We start from the raw sequence: 16,268 nt of genomic DNA, 5'->3' as shown, positions 1-16,268 counted from the left end.
TTATATGCATCCTAAAATTTACCTTATTGATGGAATAATAGAAGACTGAGTCGCGTTGTTCATCAATAAGAAAATAAATAAGGTTTATTCTTTATGTCTTTTAAGTGAATAAAGATTTTGTAAACTATCTAATTGGTTATTTTATTTTTTGTTTCTTTGCTCGCTTAAAATATGAAGTTGGCACATTAGGGCATACAACCTCTTTAAATTTAACGTCTTTATTCGTCTTCACAGACGGTTCATTTTCAGATGAAACCGGGGCGTTGCTCTGTGGTATTTTGCTTGTCTCTTTCATATATAAACGCTCTTTTGCTTGTATAATATCATTCGTTTTAGCCATTTGATTTTCCCTCTGCCACTAACACTGCATTGACTTGCTCAATACGTTCCACTGCTCGGTTAATGATCTCAACGACTCTTGTTGTCTCTTCTTTCGTCAACTGTTGTATCACGATTTGGTGTCTCAACAATGACTTAAATTTATCTACAGCGCATTCAATTTCATTAGCGAATTGATTACCTGCTTTTAATTCCTGAGCATATTTTAATTTTAGTTGAACTTCTGCCAATATTTCAGCTTTGAGTAATAAAAAACAGCGACCTTCTGGCGTTATGACATAACACTTACGCCCTTTTCCATTATCTTTACCCGCCGAAATAAACCCTAACTCCTCTAATAACGTCAAAGTTGGATATATCACACCTGGGCTTGGGCAATAAAAACCTGCCGTTTCTTCTGCAATTTTTTTTATTAACTCATAACCGTAATTAATTCCCCCTGTCAGTAAATGTAGGATATAAATCCTTAACTGTTTAGGGTTAAACATACGACTGACACTTTTACCGTTGCACAAACACGGCTCGAGTTGTTGTTCATTTGCCATTAAAATTCTCAGTGGTTATTTATATAAAAACCGATATATCTAATATGATAGTTACTTTTACAGAAAATGCCAGCTTTAGATATATCTATTTTTGTGCATAACGTGCTAATGATAATCATTCTTATATGGATTATACCGACTAAATGTCGACACAACAGTAAAAAATGTGCGGTAAATTGTCTAACTGAGTAAAGTTGGCAATAGATATGAAATTAACCTATTTTTGAAGTGATAAAGCCAGCCGTCGGTATGTTGGCTGGCTATAGAAGCGAAGTGCAATTACCCAATATTAGGTAATATGTTGAAAACAATCCCTAACTGAACACCAATGACTATAATTCCACAAATAAATACTAATGAAAGACCTAATCCACCGCCTAACACTTGATATTTCCGTTGGTTTAATGTTCTTGATTTAAATGCCATAGCACTAGGTAATAATAAAGCCAGTATTGAAAGTGCGATTGCGGCATACCCTAACGCCATCACAAACCCTTTAGGATAAAATAAAGCAAAAACTAGTGGTGGTCCAAAGGTGAGCAAACCTGTTTGTAGACGCCCTGACGCATTATCTTGACGTTTAAATAAATCCGCTAGAAAGTCAAATAACCCCAAAGCAACACCAAGGAAAGATGTCGCAAGCGCCAAACTCATAAACATTTGTGCAATTAACTCTGTTTTTCCTGATTGAGCCACATCTTTAATTGCATCTAATAATCCATTAAGCCCTGCGTTTTCCGCCAAAATACCAACAAATGTGGTTGTACCAATACTCCCTAATGTTGCGATTTGCCATAAAATATAAGCAATCAACGGGATAGCACTTCCGATAATAAAAATAACCCGCAATTTTTTGACATCTCCCCCCATGTATTTAACGATACTTGGGACGCTACCATGAAAACCAAAGGAGGTAAAAAACACCGGTATAGCAGATAAAATAAGTATTTTTTCAGTTGGGGCAGCTAATAAATTTTGTTGCTCAACATGCGGCATCATTAATGCCAATATAATGACTAAGAAAACAATTTTTGCAGCAAATAAAATACGGTTGATAAAATCTACGGATGAAGTCCCGAAACATACAACTCCCCCACCAATGACGGTAAATACAACAATTCCCATCCAATCTGCCATTTCAATAGCAAAACTACTTTTCAAATTTGATGTAATGATTTCCCCTGCTCCACTGACATAAGCTGCTGTCAATGCATACATCAGGAACATCATACTAAAACCCGTAATAAATTTGCCACTAGAGCCTAAGTACCGTTGTGCAACACTACCGATCCCAGTTTCGTGAGATTCATGTTGATAAACTTCGACCAAAAGTAACGCCGTGTAGCACATCAATGCCCACAACACTAATAACATAGCGAGGCTCACTAAGAAACCATTACCCGCGGCAGCGATAGGCATGGCTAACATACCTGCGCCAATCGTAGTACCTGCAACAATAAATACACTACCAAGTGTGCGATTTTTCATATTGAGATCCTAACAATCAATTAAATATTAATTTTATAATTAGAGTGATTTAACTTATTTTCTTCATTAATGAGTTGTTGTAATTTGTCTTCAAAAATATTTTTTAACTCTGCCCAATAGGTTTCAAAATGTGCCCTATCACGCAGGCAATGTGTCATGACTGCCGCCCGTAGCACATAAATCGACCGTACTTTATGCCATTCACTATCAGAGAATTGTGCATCTCGACATAGATTCAATGGGTTATCGCCATATTCTTCATAAGTTAGCGAGGTTGATGAGGTGAGAAAATCATTAGAATAACTCCGGCCTGCCGCATAAGAGCATAATTCATATAACCGTTTATTTAATTGATTTTGTTTTTCTAAAGAGGTGTTGCCAATTTCACGAAACATAAAGTTAATCATGTGAAAATCGGGCGTTGGCATCGCTATAATTGAAAATTGACGTTCCTCAATAATAAAAGGCTCACATTGATTAATTTTATCAATCATCCAATTGGCAGTGATGACCCCACCTGCAATCACTTTTCCATACCCTAAAACATTTAACGGAACTAAGCGATGTGCAGCCCATACCGCTGCTGCGGTTGCGCCCGCTTTTGACCCTTCCATAATAGATGAGCCCAATAATACATTTTGTGTTTTTTCTGTTTTACGCTGCTTTTCTTGAACCTCTTCAAATACATAAGCGGCATGGTAAGAAACTAAATCCACAATCCGCTTATCTTTCATACAAATTGCACCTGCCGCATAAGGAATAAACCCCACCTTATGAGGGTCAACGGTAATCGAGTCCGCTTGGCTTAATGCTTTAAAGCTTTCATAAACATCACGTTTTGGCCACAACATATTTTCAGGAAAAATCCCTTCACTATGATAGCGTTGGAGTAAATTCTCATACTCCATAAATTGGTTTTCTTCATCGCGAAACATCGCACAAGCGTATCCCGCGTAAGCAGCATCGATATGCACATAAAAAGAAACCCCAAAACGTTGCTCGCATTCACGTCGTAGCTCAATAACTTCTCTGACATTGTCTATTGCGCCAGTTTCTGTGGTACCAACAACGGCAACTACCGCTAAAATTGGCTCCCCTTGCTCAATTAATGTAAATACCGTTTCACGCATTTTACGTACATCTGTTCGATAACTTGCATCAACGGGTAATTGCACAATATTCTGTTGGCCTAAACCAAGAATATCCATCGCTTTCATCCATGAATAGTGTTTAGACTGCGGTACCAATAACTTACCGAGTTTTCCTTGTTCTATTCCAACACCACGGCAGGTTAAATCACGAATTTCCTCAAAAATTTGTTGTTTCTTTAACTCGTCAATTAAATCTAGAACCGCGGAAACTGAGAGATTGAGTAACTCTTTTTCAGTTTTATCCTTTAGCAAGTATTGGGATTTTGGATGCTGCATAATCGCTAACGGCAACGTTTTAATATTTCTAGCTACCCATAAACCTTCGTAGTTAGCAACCGTTCCACCAGATGTAATATGTCCCCAAGCATGTTGTACGTCATAACCAAACATGGCACATAAATCTAACCCGGCTTCTATTTCTAAAACTGTTGTCGTTGGTGAAGATTCTTGTGCACAATTATTGGGGTTGTACATCATCGCCATGACATAAGCCAAATTAGAAATCATCAGTGTATCTGCATTCATATGCCCCATATAACGGGGGGAGAACCATGGAACCGATGTTGTTTTTAATTTTGAAGAGAGTTGATTAAGAATGCCTTCAGTACGATAAAGCGTATCTCGGTACTCGGGAGCATAACGGTCAACAGTAGAGATAAGATCAGGATCTTCAGGATGATAGCTGGAACGCCAATGCATATGTTCACTAACTGAATACTCCATCATTTCTTTGAAAAAGACAGCATTTTCAGATTTAGGACCTAAAAATAATGCATCTACATTTATTTTTGAATTTTTAAAATTATTTATCATTACTACACCTTCAAACTACAATTAACGGGTGCTAATTGCACTTAAGTTACTTAACTTAATATCATTGGAAAGTGCATAACGGGCTGTGTTTATATAAAAGATATCAATATATTAATGATATACATTTAAAAATATCATTTAAGCATTAATTATTGATAAACAAACCGTTAATGGCCAACTTATTTATAGATATAATCTATTTCTATTAAATTATTAATAAACTAATGGGAATTTCATTCTGATTTGTGGACAAGCACAAAAAAACAAAATTTATTCAACTGTAAAGAGATTTTTACGCTGAAAAAGCTTGAATATGTAAAAAATTTGTTATAGATAGTGCGATTTTCACTGCTCTTAAAGAACTAAAGTTAAATAGTGAAAACCGCAGAAAGTAAATCCAATTAACTGTTTAGCAAAACAATTTTCCCAACAAGATCACCTGATTCCATATATTCATGGGCACTCCGCACCTGAGACAAGTGATATGTTTTGTTAATAATAGGTTTTATTTCACCATTTTGTAACAATCCCCAGACTTGTTTCTTTAGTTCTTGGGCAATCACTGCTTTTTCCTCAATAGTTCGAGAACGCATTGTTGATCCCGTATGAGTTAATCTTTTTACCATTAAAGGCATCATATTTAACTCTTTAGGGTTACCTTTCATCATACCAATTTGAATTATTCGTCCAAATTTAGCAGCAACTTGATAATTTTTCGCAACATAATCACCACCGATAATATCTACGACCATATCAACACCTCGAGAAGAGGTATAATTGAGTGTTGCTTCAACAAAATCATCGTTTCTGTAGTTAATAACACAATTTGCGCCTAACGATTTTGCAACTTGAACTTTGTCTTCTGAACCAACAGTAGTAATCACTGTTGCGCCAAAGGCTTTTGCTAACATAATCGCCACGCTACCAATTCCCGATGTTCCACCGTGAATAAGTACCGTTTCGTCTTTTTTAAGTTTGCCTATTTGAAAAACATTTGCCCAAACAGTGAAAAAGTTTTCAGGTATCGCTGCACCCTCGATAAAAGATAAATTCCCTAACGGTAAGGCTATGTTTTTATGCACTAAACAATATTCTGCATAACCTCCCCCGGCAACCAGTCCACAAACTTTGTCTCCGAGCTGCCATTCCTCTACATCATCCGCCTTGGCAACTATAGTTCCTGCAATTTCAAGCCCCATAATCGGTGAAGCATCTGCCGGTGGAGGATAAGACCCCTTACGCTGAAAAATATCAGGGCGATTAACCCCCGCAGCTTCCACCTTAACGAGCAAATACCCTGCAGAAATTCTAGGTAACGGTATATCAATTAATCGCAGCTTTTCTGGTCCACCAGGTTCTATAATGTCTACAACTGTCATCGAGGTGGGTAAAGACTGTTGGATAAGTGCCATTATATTCTCCTTTTTGAGGTTAATTTGAAAAATTGATATTCCTAAATTTATTTTTGTGTTAAATTAATGCTAATTAGTTTAATATTTCGTGCTTAATTACGACAGTTTAGAGTAGTAACTACTATGATGATGTAAGTCATCTTTTTATCGTTTAGAGGCTAAAATTTAATCTATATCAAATTATATACTTAGTAATCTTCTTTAATTTAGCATGAATATCTAAATTCACTAATTTCTCACATGCCTTCTGATTGGCTTTTTTGTTTATTAAGTCGATTCTGTCATACATTACTACTTACTAGTTGCATTATCTTATGTTAAAATTGACTCATATCAATAATTTTAACTTGATTGAGCCTTAAATATGATCCCAGAAAAAAGAGTTGTTCGTCGCATCCAGTCTGGTGGTTGTGCTATTCATTGTCAGGATTGCAGTATTAGCCAACTTTGCATTCCTTTTACGCTGAATGAACATGAACTGGATCAACTTGATAATATCATCGAACGCAAAAAACCAATTCAAAAAGGCCAAGCTTTATTTAAAGCAGGCGATGAATTGCGTTCATTATATGCCATCCGCTCAGGTACAATAAAAAGCTATACAATAACCGAAGAAGGCGATGAGCAAATTACTGGTTTTCACTTAGCAGGAGACCTTGTTGGCTTTGATGCTATCATTCATACACAGCACCCAAGTTTTGCACAAGCACTTGAAACCTCAATGGTTTGTGAAATACCTTTTGAAACCTTAGACGACTTATCAGGCAAAATGCCTAATTTACGTCAGCAAATTATGCGTTTAATGAGCGGTGAAATTAAAGGTGATCAAGAAATGATCCTTTTATTATCTAAGAAAAATGCGGAAGAGCGTTTAGCTGCATTTATTCTTAACCTCTCTCACCGCTTTGCGGAACGTGGTTTTTCACCAAGAGAATTTAGATTAACCATGACTCGTGGAGATATCGGTAATTATCTTGGCTTAACAGTTGAAACCATTAGTCGCCTTTTAGGACGTTTCCAAAAAAGTGGCATGCTAAGTGTTAAAGGTAAGTACATCACTATCGAGGATATGGCTAAACTGACTGATATCGCTGGTAAAGTTTCAGCAATTACATGCTAATATCCCTAAACGGATCACGTTATCAGTGATCCGTTTTCATTTTTTTCTCCAGATTTCTTGCCTATTTAATCTCAATATCATAGTTTATCTATATGGAAATATCCGTGTATCGAGAGGATTTCAATATGGCAAACTATAAAAACCTGCTAGTTGCAATTGACCCAAATCAGGATGATCAACCTGCATTAAGACGTGCTGTCTACATCGTGCAGCGTAATGGTGGACGGATAAAAGCGTTTTTGCCTATCTACGACCTTTCCTATGACATGACAACCTTACTTTCTCCTGAAGAACGTAATGCCATGCGCAAAGGTGTAATAAGCCAAAAAGCAGCGTGGATCAAACAACAAGCTCATTTCTATCTTGAAGCGGGCATTGATATTGAAATTAAAGTTATTTGGCATAACAAGCCATATGAGGCCATTATTCAGGAAGTAATAAATGGCGAACATGACCTGTTACTGAAAATGGCGCATCAAACCGATAATTTTGAGTCGATTATTTTTACCCCACTAGACTGGCATTTACTCCGAAAATGCCCTGCTCCCGTTTGGATGGTAAAAGACAAAGTATGGCCTGATCACGGTTCAGTGGTTGTCGCCGTTAACTTATCAAATGAGGAATCTTATCACGATGACCTCAATATCAAATTGGTCGAAAAAACAAAAGATTTAGCAACTCGCATTATTAAGGAACAGGAAATCCATTTAGTGAGTGCATATCCTGTTGCTCCTATGAATATTGCCATAGAGTTACCTGATTTCGACCCGAGCCTATATAACAACGCACTACGCGGCCAACATTTAATTGCTATGAAAGAGTTGCGGCAAAAATTTGGGATTGATGAAAAATATACCCATGTCCGTGAAGGATTACCTGAAAAAATTATTCCAGATATGTGTGAAGAATTGCACGCTGGGGTTGTGGTTCTGGGTATTTTGGGCCGTACAGGCATTTCAGCGGCTTTTTTGGGGAATACCGCGGAGCATGTCATCGATAAGCTAAAATGTGATTTATTAGCGATTAAACCTGACGGTTTTGTTTGTCCTATCAACCCTGCTGATGATGATTAGCTAATCATCTAAAACTTATTAAGCCCCAATAATATTTATGTTATTGGGACTTAATTTAATCATGGCTAAGTTATTGCTGAACTGAACTTTGACTAAGTATCGGCCAAGCTTGCATAGCATTAAAAATGACTTGATTAAGTCTTTCAAGATCAATTCCATCACAAGCTTGTATGGTAAAACCATCAATTACCGTTATATAAAAATCAACGATAGCTTCAATCGGCGCATCTGGAGCAACATCACCATCATCAATGCCTTTACGCATACGTGCCAGTAGAATTTCCTGATAACTTTTCCGTTTTTCTTGGACGTTTAATTGCACATCTTCGATTTGCTTTGACCCATTCATTGTCGCTGTAATCAGCATACAACCTGCAGGCTTATTTGGCTGAATTAGCCTTTTAGCGCTTTCATACATCAGCAATTCAATTGCAATTTTCGCTGTTTTGGCTTGCTTTACAATAGACAAAATAGGACAAGCTTCATTCATCAAATAATAATCAATACATTGATTAAACAACGATGCTTTATCACCAAAAGCACAGTAAAGGCTAGGCGCTGTGATACCTAGCTCTTGAGTTAAATCGCTAATTGAGGTTGCAACATAGCCATTTCGCCAAAACAATAGCATGGCTTTAGCTAGTGCATCTTGTTGGTCAAAGCCTTTAGGCCGCCCGCGTTTTATTTGATTCATATTCTCACTTTACTCGCAGTCAATTCACTATACCACAACTATTTTATAGTGATCATTATAAAAATAATTGACAACGTCTAAATTCACATAAACAATAGCGCCATGATTTTATAGCGGTCACTATAAAATCATTCTTTTTTGTAAACTACTTAACTTTCATGGAAAGCGCATGACAACAACTCATATTTCTTCGCATAATGGTAACTGGCTTTCACTATTATCTGCAACTTTTGCTTGCTTCATTATTGTTACTGGTGAGTTTTTAGCCATTAGTGTGCTAAATAACATCGCTTATGATTTTCAAATATCAACAGGTACCGCAGGACTTACAGTCACTGTCACATCTATCGCAGGTATGGCATCCTCCCTATTTGTCCCCATTTATGCAAAGAATATCGATAGACGCCAAGTTTTACTTTTCTTAGTTGCTCTCATGATATTAGCTAATGCAATTACGGCTTTCGCGTCTAATTTTAGTTTGGTTTTATTAGGTCGATTCGCATTAGGAATTGCACTAGGGGGTTTTTGGGGAGTTGCAGCAGGCTTAGTGATACGTCTAGCACCTAAAAATATGTCAATTACCACATCCGTAACAATATTCTTTTCGGCCGTCACATTAGTCACCGTGCTCGGAGTACCTCTAGGCGCTTGGTTATCTGATAATTATGGTTGGAGAATGCCTTATATTGCGCTGGTTATTGCAGGTGCTGTCGCGTTTTTAATGCAGTATTTCTCTTTACCATCATTAAAACCTTCTTCGTCTATGCAATGGAAGGAATTGTTATTGATGCCTTCGCACCCTATTGCGCGTAAAGGGTTAATTATATTCACACTGATTTTTTTAGCACATTTCTCTGCGTATAATTATTTTACGGTGTTCTTTAAACAAACCGCAGGTTTTATCGAAGGACAAATTTCAGCATTATTGCTCTTTTTTGGAGTGGCCAGCGTAGTTGGCAATATACTGGCGGGTTATGTTGGAAAATATAATGTTCGTTATAATTTCGCGATTAGTGCTCTTTTATTAGCCTTAGCTTTTCTCGCATTATCTGTTTTAGATTTTAATTGGGCGACCAGTATCATATTTGTTTCTTCATGGGGGATCGCTGCGGGTATGGTTCCTGCAACAATCAATATGTGGATGCACGTTCATGTTCCAGAATTAACCGAGAAAGGTTCCGCCCTTATTACCTTTATGTTTTTAATTCTAATTACTATTGGCAGTCTAGTAGGAGGATACGTCATGGACCATTTCAATGGCGGAGTTCTCATGATGAGCATGCTGACTATATCTACACTAGCATTTTTATTAGTGTTTACCTTTGCTCGAGGGCTAACCAATTGCGCTCGATTTTGCCTCAAATGATGCGTTTGTAAGACTGCATCACATAAACTGATTTAACTCTCAAATATCAAGAAGGGGTGACTGGAATTAACCAATCACCCCTTCTTATTTACTTTACTAATTATTTTGAAATGAATTAGTAACTCATTAAATTACAATGCACGTAAGATTGCATCAACGCTATCTTTTGCATCACCAAACAACATCTGTGTATTTTCTTTGAAGAATAATGGGTTTTGTACCCCAGCATAGCCAGTATTCATTGAACGTTTAAATACAATAACATTGCTTGCTTTCCAAACTTCAAGAACTGGCATACCTGCAATTGGGCTGTTTGGATCTTCTTGAGCCGCTGGGTTAACCGTATCGTTAGCACCAATAACAAGAACGGTATCGGTATCAGAGAAATCATCATTAATTTCATCCATTTCCAATACGATATCATAAGGTACTTTAGCTTCGGCTAATAATACGTTCATATGGCCAGGTAAACGCCCAGCTACAGGGTGAATACCAAAACGCACATTAATACCACGTTCACGTAATTTAGTGGTGATATCCGCAACAGGATATTGTGCTTGTGCTACCGCCATACCATACCCCGGAGTGATAATTACTGATGTTGAGTTTTTCAACATTTCAGCGACTTCCTCTGCGGTGCTTTCGCGATACTCACCCATTTCTTCTTCTGTGCCTGTTGAAGAGCCATCTGTACCGAAGCCTCCTGCAATAACACTGATAAACGAACGGTTCATCGCCTTACACATAATATAGGACAGAATCGCACCTGAAGAACCGACCAATGCCCCTGTGACAATCAGCAAGTCATTGCTTAACATAAAACCTGCCGCTGCAGCAGCCCAACCTGAATACGAATTCAGCATTGAAACCACCACTGGCATATCCGCTCCACCAATTGAAGCGACTAAATGCCAGCCAAAAGCTAAAGCTATCGCGGTCATAATTAGCATCAAGAAGACTTGCAAGCCGACACTTTCTGTTTTAACAAAAATCACTAACAGAATAAATGAAACCACTAACGCCGCCAAATTCAGTTTATGGCGATTAGGTAACATCATCGGTTTTGATGACATTTTCCCTGATAATTTACCATAAGCGACTACTGAACCAGTGAAGGTAACTGCACCAATGAAGATCCCTAAGAAAACTTCAGTTAAGTGAATGTTTTCCATCACAACATCAGCATGCCCTTCACTGGCGATAAAGCTGTTAAAACCAACCAGCACTGCAGCTAAACCGACGAAACTATGTAAAATAGCCACCAGCTCAGGCATTTCTGTCATTTCAACTTTTTTCGCTAAGCGAATACCAATGACAGCACCAATGACCATCGCAACGATCATCCAGCCCACATTAGCACTGTGAGGACCTAAAATAGTGGCTATCAAGGCGATAGCCATCCCGATAATGCCATAAGTATTCCCACGTTGGGAACTTTCATGACGGGATAGCCCCGCAAGGCTGAAAATAAATAGGATAGCAGCAACTATGTAAGCTGCTGTCACAATTCCACTCGACAACATAAGTTACCCCTTACCCTTTACGAAACATTTTTAACATGCGTTGAGTTACAGTGAACCCACCGAAAATATTGATACTCGCGATCAATATGGCGATAAAGGATAAGAAGCTTACCCAGCCACCGCTGCCAATCTGGAGCAAGGCGCCCACGACGATGATCCCTGAAATAGCGTTAGTGACTGACATTAACGGTGTATGCAATGCATGAGTCACATTCCACACCACGTAATAACCAACCACACAAGCTAAAGCAAATACAGTAAAGTGCGATAAAAACTCTTTTGGTGCTGAATTAGCAAACCAACCAAACAAGATGATAGCTAATGCCATCAAGCCATATTTTACCGTCGGTGACATCTTTTTCTCAGGCGCTTTAACTTTTTCCACCGCTTGCGGTTTCGCCTGCGGCTGAGCAGATACCTGAATTGGGGGCGCTGGCCAAGTGATTTCACCTTGTTTAATCACAGTGACCCCACGAATTACCAGATCTTCAAAATCAATGTCTATTTCACCATTTTTCTCTTTGCACAATAACTTCATCAAGTTAACGAGGTTTGTTCCATATAACTGCGATGATTGTGTTGGTAAACGGCTTGGTAAGTCGGTATAACCAATGATTTTTACGCCATTGTCAGTCACAACCAGCTTGTCAGCTTGGGTTAACTCACAGTTCCCCCCAGTTTGCGCCGCTAAGTCTACAATCACACTTCCCGGCTTCATTGATTCAACCATTTCCTTGGTAATCAATTTAGGTGCAGGCTTACCTGGAATCAGTGCCGTAGTTACAATGATATCGACTTCTTTCGCTTGTGCAGCGAACAGTTCCATCTCAGCTTTAATAAATGCTTCTGACATTACTTTGGCGTAGCCATCGCCACTACCGGCCTCTTCTTTGAAATCTAATTCAAGGAATTCAGCCCCCATACTCTGAACTTGCTCTTTTACCTCAGGACGAGTGTCAAAGGCACGCACAATGGCACCTAAACTACCAGCAGCGCCAATCGCAGCAAGGCCTGCAACCCCAGCCCCGATGATCATGACTTTCGCTGGAGGAACTTTACCTGCAGCCGTAATTTGCCCCGTAAAGAAACGGCCAAATTCGTGAGCAGCTTCAACAATTGCACGGTAGCCGGCAATATTCGCCATTGAGCTAAGCGCATCAAGTGATTGAGCACGTGAAATGCGTGGTACCGCATCCATCGCCATCACGTTAATTTTCCTAGCTTTTAAAGCTTCCATTAGCTCAGCATTCTGTGCTGGCCAAATGAAACTCACCAGAGTCGCTCCTTCTTTTAATAGAGGAATTTCATCATCCAGTGGCGCGTTGACTTTAAAAACGATATCCGCAGCAAATGCAGTATCACGATCAACGATTTCCGCCCCCGCTTGTTCGTATGCTACATCGTCAAAACTGGCTAAATGACCCGCATTTTGTTCTACACAGACAGAAAAACCTAACTTAAGAAGTTGAGTTACTGTAGATGGTGTAGCTGCAACACGCGCTTCATTGGCAAGTCGTTCTCTTGGTATACCAATACGCATAATGTTCCCTTTTTAATGCCTAACGTAATGTTGTTAATAGAGTGTTTGCTAAAATAATGACTGTCATCACAGAGAAAAGTCTTATTTTGTGCCTAAACAGATTTTTAATGTTCTAATAACCTACTGAAAATAAGCTTCTTGATCCATAATTGATCACGATTCTTAGACAGTAAATGGAATTCGCAGTGAAAATCTTAGTTTTAGGTCAATAAAATACTGGATACTTTAAAAAATCTGGTAAATTTAACTAGTCAATAATTATTTATTTCTCATAAAAATAAAATCATGAGACAACAGGTTCCGTTACGTGTAATAATCACGTACATGTGATACAACTAAGATTCAGCATGTTTATAATAAATTGCGCAAGGCGGAAGGATTTTGTATGAAGCTGAAAACTACGGTCATCGCAGCCGCGGTGTTATCATTAACTAGTATAACTGCTACTCAGGCGGCTGTTGAATTGACGCCAAAACAGGCTACTGAATTAAAACCTTATGAGCGTATAACAGTCACCGGGCGCTTTAATGCTATTTATGAAGCATCCGATGCAGTCTCCCGTAGGGCTGATAAAATGGGGGCATATGCCTTTTACATTCAAAGCCTTGATGATGTAGGTGATAGCGGCAACATGCGTGTTGTTGCTGATGTCTACGCAAAAGACGCACCACAAGTTGATACACCAAAACGTCGTGTATTCGGTGGTGTTGAGGAAATGTCAAAAACTGACGCAACAGAATATGAGCCTTTTGATACTGTTACTGTAAGCGGTTTTTACCCTTCTCAACCAGACCTATATGAGGCTATCGCCAAAAAAGCACTTGAGAAAAATGCTGCCTCGTTCTATGTGGTTCGTAATATCGCAATGAATGATGGTGGAAATACATTAGCAACTGCTTATATCTATAAGAAAGATGCACCGAAACGACAAGTTCTTAATGAAGACGCAGTGGTTCCTGCCGATTCTGACGCTGGTCGTGCTCTATTAGCAGAGGGCGGTGAAGCGGCTAAAAAAGTTCGCATTCCTGGTGTTGCATCTTCTGAAGAACCAACAACCGCAGTCGGACGCTTCTTTGAAACCTCTAGCAGTCAACCGGGTCGTACTAGTGTGACTCTGCCAAGTGGTTATGTTATCGAAGAGGTCAACAAAACAGCAGCTGCACAAATGGTCCCATTTGACTCTATTACATTCTCTGGATATTACACCAATACGCCTGAAGTACGTTACCAAATAGCAAAACGTGCGGAAGCGAAAGGGGCTAAATATTTTCATATTACAAGAGAATGGCAATCTAATGGTGGCAGTGTCACTATCAGTGCTGACTTGTTTAAATAGTCCTAATTTATGTGATGTTAAAACCAGCCTACTCGGCTGGTTTTTTTGTTTTTAGACTCTCACTTTAGGTTATATCTCGTCCTTTACTCTATTCATCCTCACTCTTTTGAAAAAGTGCATAAAACATCTTAAAAAATGCATACATTACCATTGCATATCTGTCATTTCGTTCGTAGAATCCACACTCTGAAAACATGCAGTCATTCTATCTGCTTTTTTAATGGCTACTAGTTAAACTCATTATTGTAATGGCACTTTAACGTCATTTTAACTTTTGATTTCTGAACGTTCAGGATTTACTTTGAAAAATACTTTGAGTCTTACCGCACTAACTGCGCTAGTTCTTAGCTCAATGGTTGGCGCCGGTGTTTTTAGTCTCCCTCAAAATATGGCTGAAGTGGCTAGCCCTCTCGCATTAATAATCGGTTGGTCAATTACTGGTGTGGGCATCCTTTTTTTAGCATTTGCCTTATTGTTGCTTTCTCGCATACGACCTGACCTTGACGGTGGGATATTTACTTACGCCAAAGTCGGCTTCGGGGAATTAATTGGTTTTTGCTCGGCGTGGGGTTATTGGCTATGTGCGGTAGTTGCGAATGTGTCTTATCTTGTTATCGTATTCGCAGCAATCAGTTTTTTTACTGATACTCCTGACAACATTATTTTTGGTGATGGGAATACATGGCAAGCCCTAGTCGGAGAATCAATACTCCTCTGGTTTGTTCACTATTTAGTTCTTCGTGGAGTACAAACAGCCGCTGGGATTAATAAACTTGCTACAATGGCAAAACTGGTTCCTCTTGGCTTATTTATTGTATTGGCTTTTTTTGCGTTTAAACTTGATATTTTCAATGCAGATTTCAGTGGTATCGAATTTGGCGTTCCTGTTTGGGAGCAAGTCAAAGATACCATGCTGATTACACTATGGGTATTTATTGGTATCGAAGGTGCCGTTGTCGTCTCTGCACGAGCGAAAAACCGCCGCGATGTTGGCTTAGCAACAATTTTCGCTGTAAGTTCTGCTTTAATTATCTATATTCTAGTGACCTTACTTTCTTTAGGTATTATGCCTAGAGCTGAACTTGCAGAAATAAAAAATCCATCCATGGCCCCACTCATGATAAGTTTAATTGGTTCGAGTGGTGATATTATTATTGCAGCGGGCCTAATTATTTCTGTTTGTGGAGCTTACCTAAGTTGGACTATTATGGCCGCTGAAGTACCTTATATTGCAGCCCAATACCAATCATTTCCTAAAATATTCAATAAATTAAATAAGAATGATGCTCCATCATCTTCTTTATGGCTCACTAATGGTGCAGTACAGCTATCTTTGATTCTTATTTGGCTTAGTGGGAGTAATTACAATACATTTCTTACCATTGCCTCTGAAATGATTTTAGTCCCCTATTTCCTTGTCGGTGCATTTTTAGTAAAAGTAGCTTTTGAACGTCATAATAAGGCATTACTTGCCGTTGGAGCTATTGCCAGTCTTTATGGTCTATGGTTGCTTTATGCATCAGGGTTAATCAATTTACTATTATCCGTCGTTTTATATGCCCCTGGTATTTTGGTATTTTTCTATGCTCGCCAGCAGCAAACCAGCCAAATGCCATTAAAAGCGATTGAAAAAATCATGGCATATGCCATTGCTATCGGCGCTATCCCTGCGCTCTATTATTTGGTTGCCTAGTTTTAGAAACGAGGGCTTAATTTTAACCCATAAATTTAAGCCTTCATTTACTGCAACATCCTGTTTTTTTGATTACTAAATCACTCCATAATTTTCTAGTCGTAATTTCCTTCACAATTTTCACCCTCCTTTACTGGTTAAAATTTCTGTTGTATGAGCTTCGATGCTTATATTT

The 16,268-nt window shown here is 38.6% G+C and carries 13 protein-coding genes; 5 read left to right on the top strand and 8 right to left on the bottom strand.

All coding sequences use genetic code 11. The annotated features are described in order from the left end of the window. Positions 1-136 precede the first annotated feature (136 nt). From SJ312_RS04030 to SJ312_RS04010, 5 genes are all read right to left on the bottom strand, one after another. Positions 137-340: a hypothetical protein gene (locus tag SJ312_RS04030; RefSeq protein WP_004254804.1), complete on the bottom strand. Its 204-nt coding sequence runs from the start codon at positions 338-340 to the stop codon at positions 137-139. Then, positions 333-884, bottom strand: coding sequence for a PadR family transcriptional regulator (locus SJ312_RS04025; RefSeq protein WP_004254808.1), 552 nt, complete (start codon positions 882-884; stop codon positions 333-335). The genes SJ312_RS04030 and SJ312_RS04025 overlap by 8 nt, the downstream gene beginning before the upstream one ends. A 279-nt stretch (positions 885-1,163) precedes the next feature. Next, complete coding sequence (gene tyrP, locus SJ312_RS04020) at positions 1,164-2,372, bottom strand: tyrosine transporter TyrP (RefSeq protein ID WP_164565300.1); 1,209 nt, start codon at positions 2,370-2,372, stop codon at positions 1,164-1,166. Between the two features lie 20 nt (positions 2,373-2,392). Then, complete coding sequence (locus SJ312_RS04015) at positions 2,393-4,333, bottom strand: pyridoxal phosphate-dependent decarboxylase family protein (RefSeq protein WP_319867238.1); 1,941 nt, start codon at positions 4,331-4,333, stop codon at positions 2,393-2,395. A gap of 404 nt (positions 4,334-4,737) precedes the next feature. Continuing rightward, complete coding sequence (locus tag SJ312_RS04010) at positions 4,738-5,748, bottom strand: NAD(P)H-quinone oxidoreductase (RefSeq protein ID WP_094960611.1); 1,011 nt, start codon at positions 5,746-5,748, stop codon at positions 4,738-4,740. Between the two features lie 364 nt (positions 5,749-6,112). On the opposite strand from SJ312_RS04010, the gene SJ312_RS04005 reads away from it, so the two are divergent. Both SJ312_RS04005 and uspE read left to right on the top strand, forming a co-directional pair. Then, positions 6,113-6,868 (top strand): FNR family transcription factor, encoded by a 756-nt coding sequence (locus SJ312_RS04005; RefSeq protein ID WP_004254821.1) that lies wholly within the window; start codon positions 6,113-6,115, stop codon positions 6,866-6,868. Positions 6,869-6,993: 125 nt separating this feature from the next. Continuing rightward, the gene (uspE, locus tag SJ312_RS04000) at positions 6,994-7,941 is read left to right on the top strand and encodes a universal stress protein UspE (RefSeq protein ID WP_036957775.1); all 948 of its coding nucleotides are present in this window, start codon (positions 6,994-6,996) and stop codon (positions 7,939-7,941) included. Between the two features lie 70 nt (positions 7,942-8,011). On the opposite strand, the gene SJ312_RS03995 is transcribed toward uspE, so the two are convergent. After that, a complete protein-coding gene (locus tag SJ312_RS03995; protein WP_004254827.1) occupies positions 8,012-8,635 on the bottom strand; it encodes a TetR/AcrR family transcriptional regulator in 624 nt (207 codons plus the stop codon). Positions 8,636-8,804: 169 nt separating this feature from the next. Between SJ312_RS03995 and SJ312_RS03990 the strand changes: the two genes are divergently transcribed. Next, a complete protein-coding gene (locus SJ312_RS03990) occupies positions 8,805-10,001 on the top strand; it encodes an MFS transporter (protein ID WP_110591690.1) in 1,197 nt (398 codons plus the stop codon). A gap of 131 nt (positions 10,002-10,132) precedes the next feature. Here the strand turns inward: SJ312_RS03990 and pntB are convergent, their stop codons facing one another. Further along, positions 10,133-11,521 carry a Re/Si-specific NAD(P)(+) transhydrogenase subunit beta gene (gene pntB, locus SJ312_RS03985; protein ID WP_094960629.1) on the bottom strand — a complete coding sequence of 463 codons (1,389 nt, stop codon included), beginning with the start codon at positions 11,519-11,521 and terminating at the stop codon, positions 10,133-10,135. Between the two features lie 13 nt (positions 11,522-11,534). Further along, positions 11,535-13,064: a Re/Si-specific NAD(P)(+) transhydrogenase subunit alpha gene (gene pntA / locus SJ312_RS03980; RefSeq protein WP_004254837.1), complete on the bottom strand. Its 1,530-nt coding sequence runs from the start codon at positions 13,062-13,064 to the stop codon at positions 11,535-11,537. A gap of 385 nt (positions 13,065-13,449) precedes the next feature. Between pntA and ydgH the strand changes: the two genes are divergently transcribed. Both ydgH and SJ312_RS03970 read left to right on the top strand, forming a co-directional pair. Beyond that, positions 13,450-14,400 (top strand): DUF1471 family protein YdgH, encoded by a 951-nt coding sequence (gene ydgH, locus SJ312_RS03975; protein WP_004254841.1) that lies wholly within the window; start codon positions 13,450-13,452, stop codon positions 14,398-14,400. Between the two features lie 352 nt (positions 14,401-14,752). Beyond that, a complete protein-coding gene (locus tag SJ312_RS03970) occupies positions 14,753-16,093 on the top strand; it encodes a basic amino acid/polyamine antiporter (protein WP_413776498.1) in 1,341 nt (446 codons plus the stop codon). Positions 16,094-16,268: the final 175 nt, after the last annotated feature.

Origin of the sequence: Providencia sp. CIM-Carb-044 (assembly GCF_033901115.1) — a bacterium.
GTDB classification, from domain to species: Bacteria; Pseudomonadota; Gammaproteobacteria; order Enterobacterales; family Enterobacteriaceae; genus Providencia; species Providencia hangzhouensis.
The sequence above is the reverse complement of the archived record's forward strand: the minus strand, read 5'-3'. Positions and strand labels throughout refer to the sequence as shown.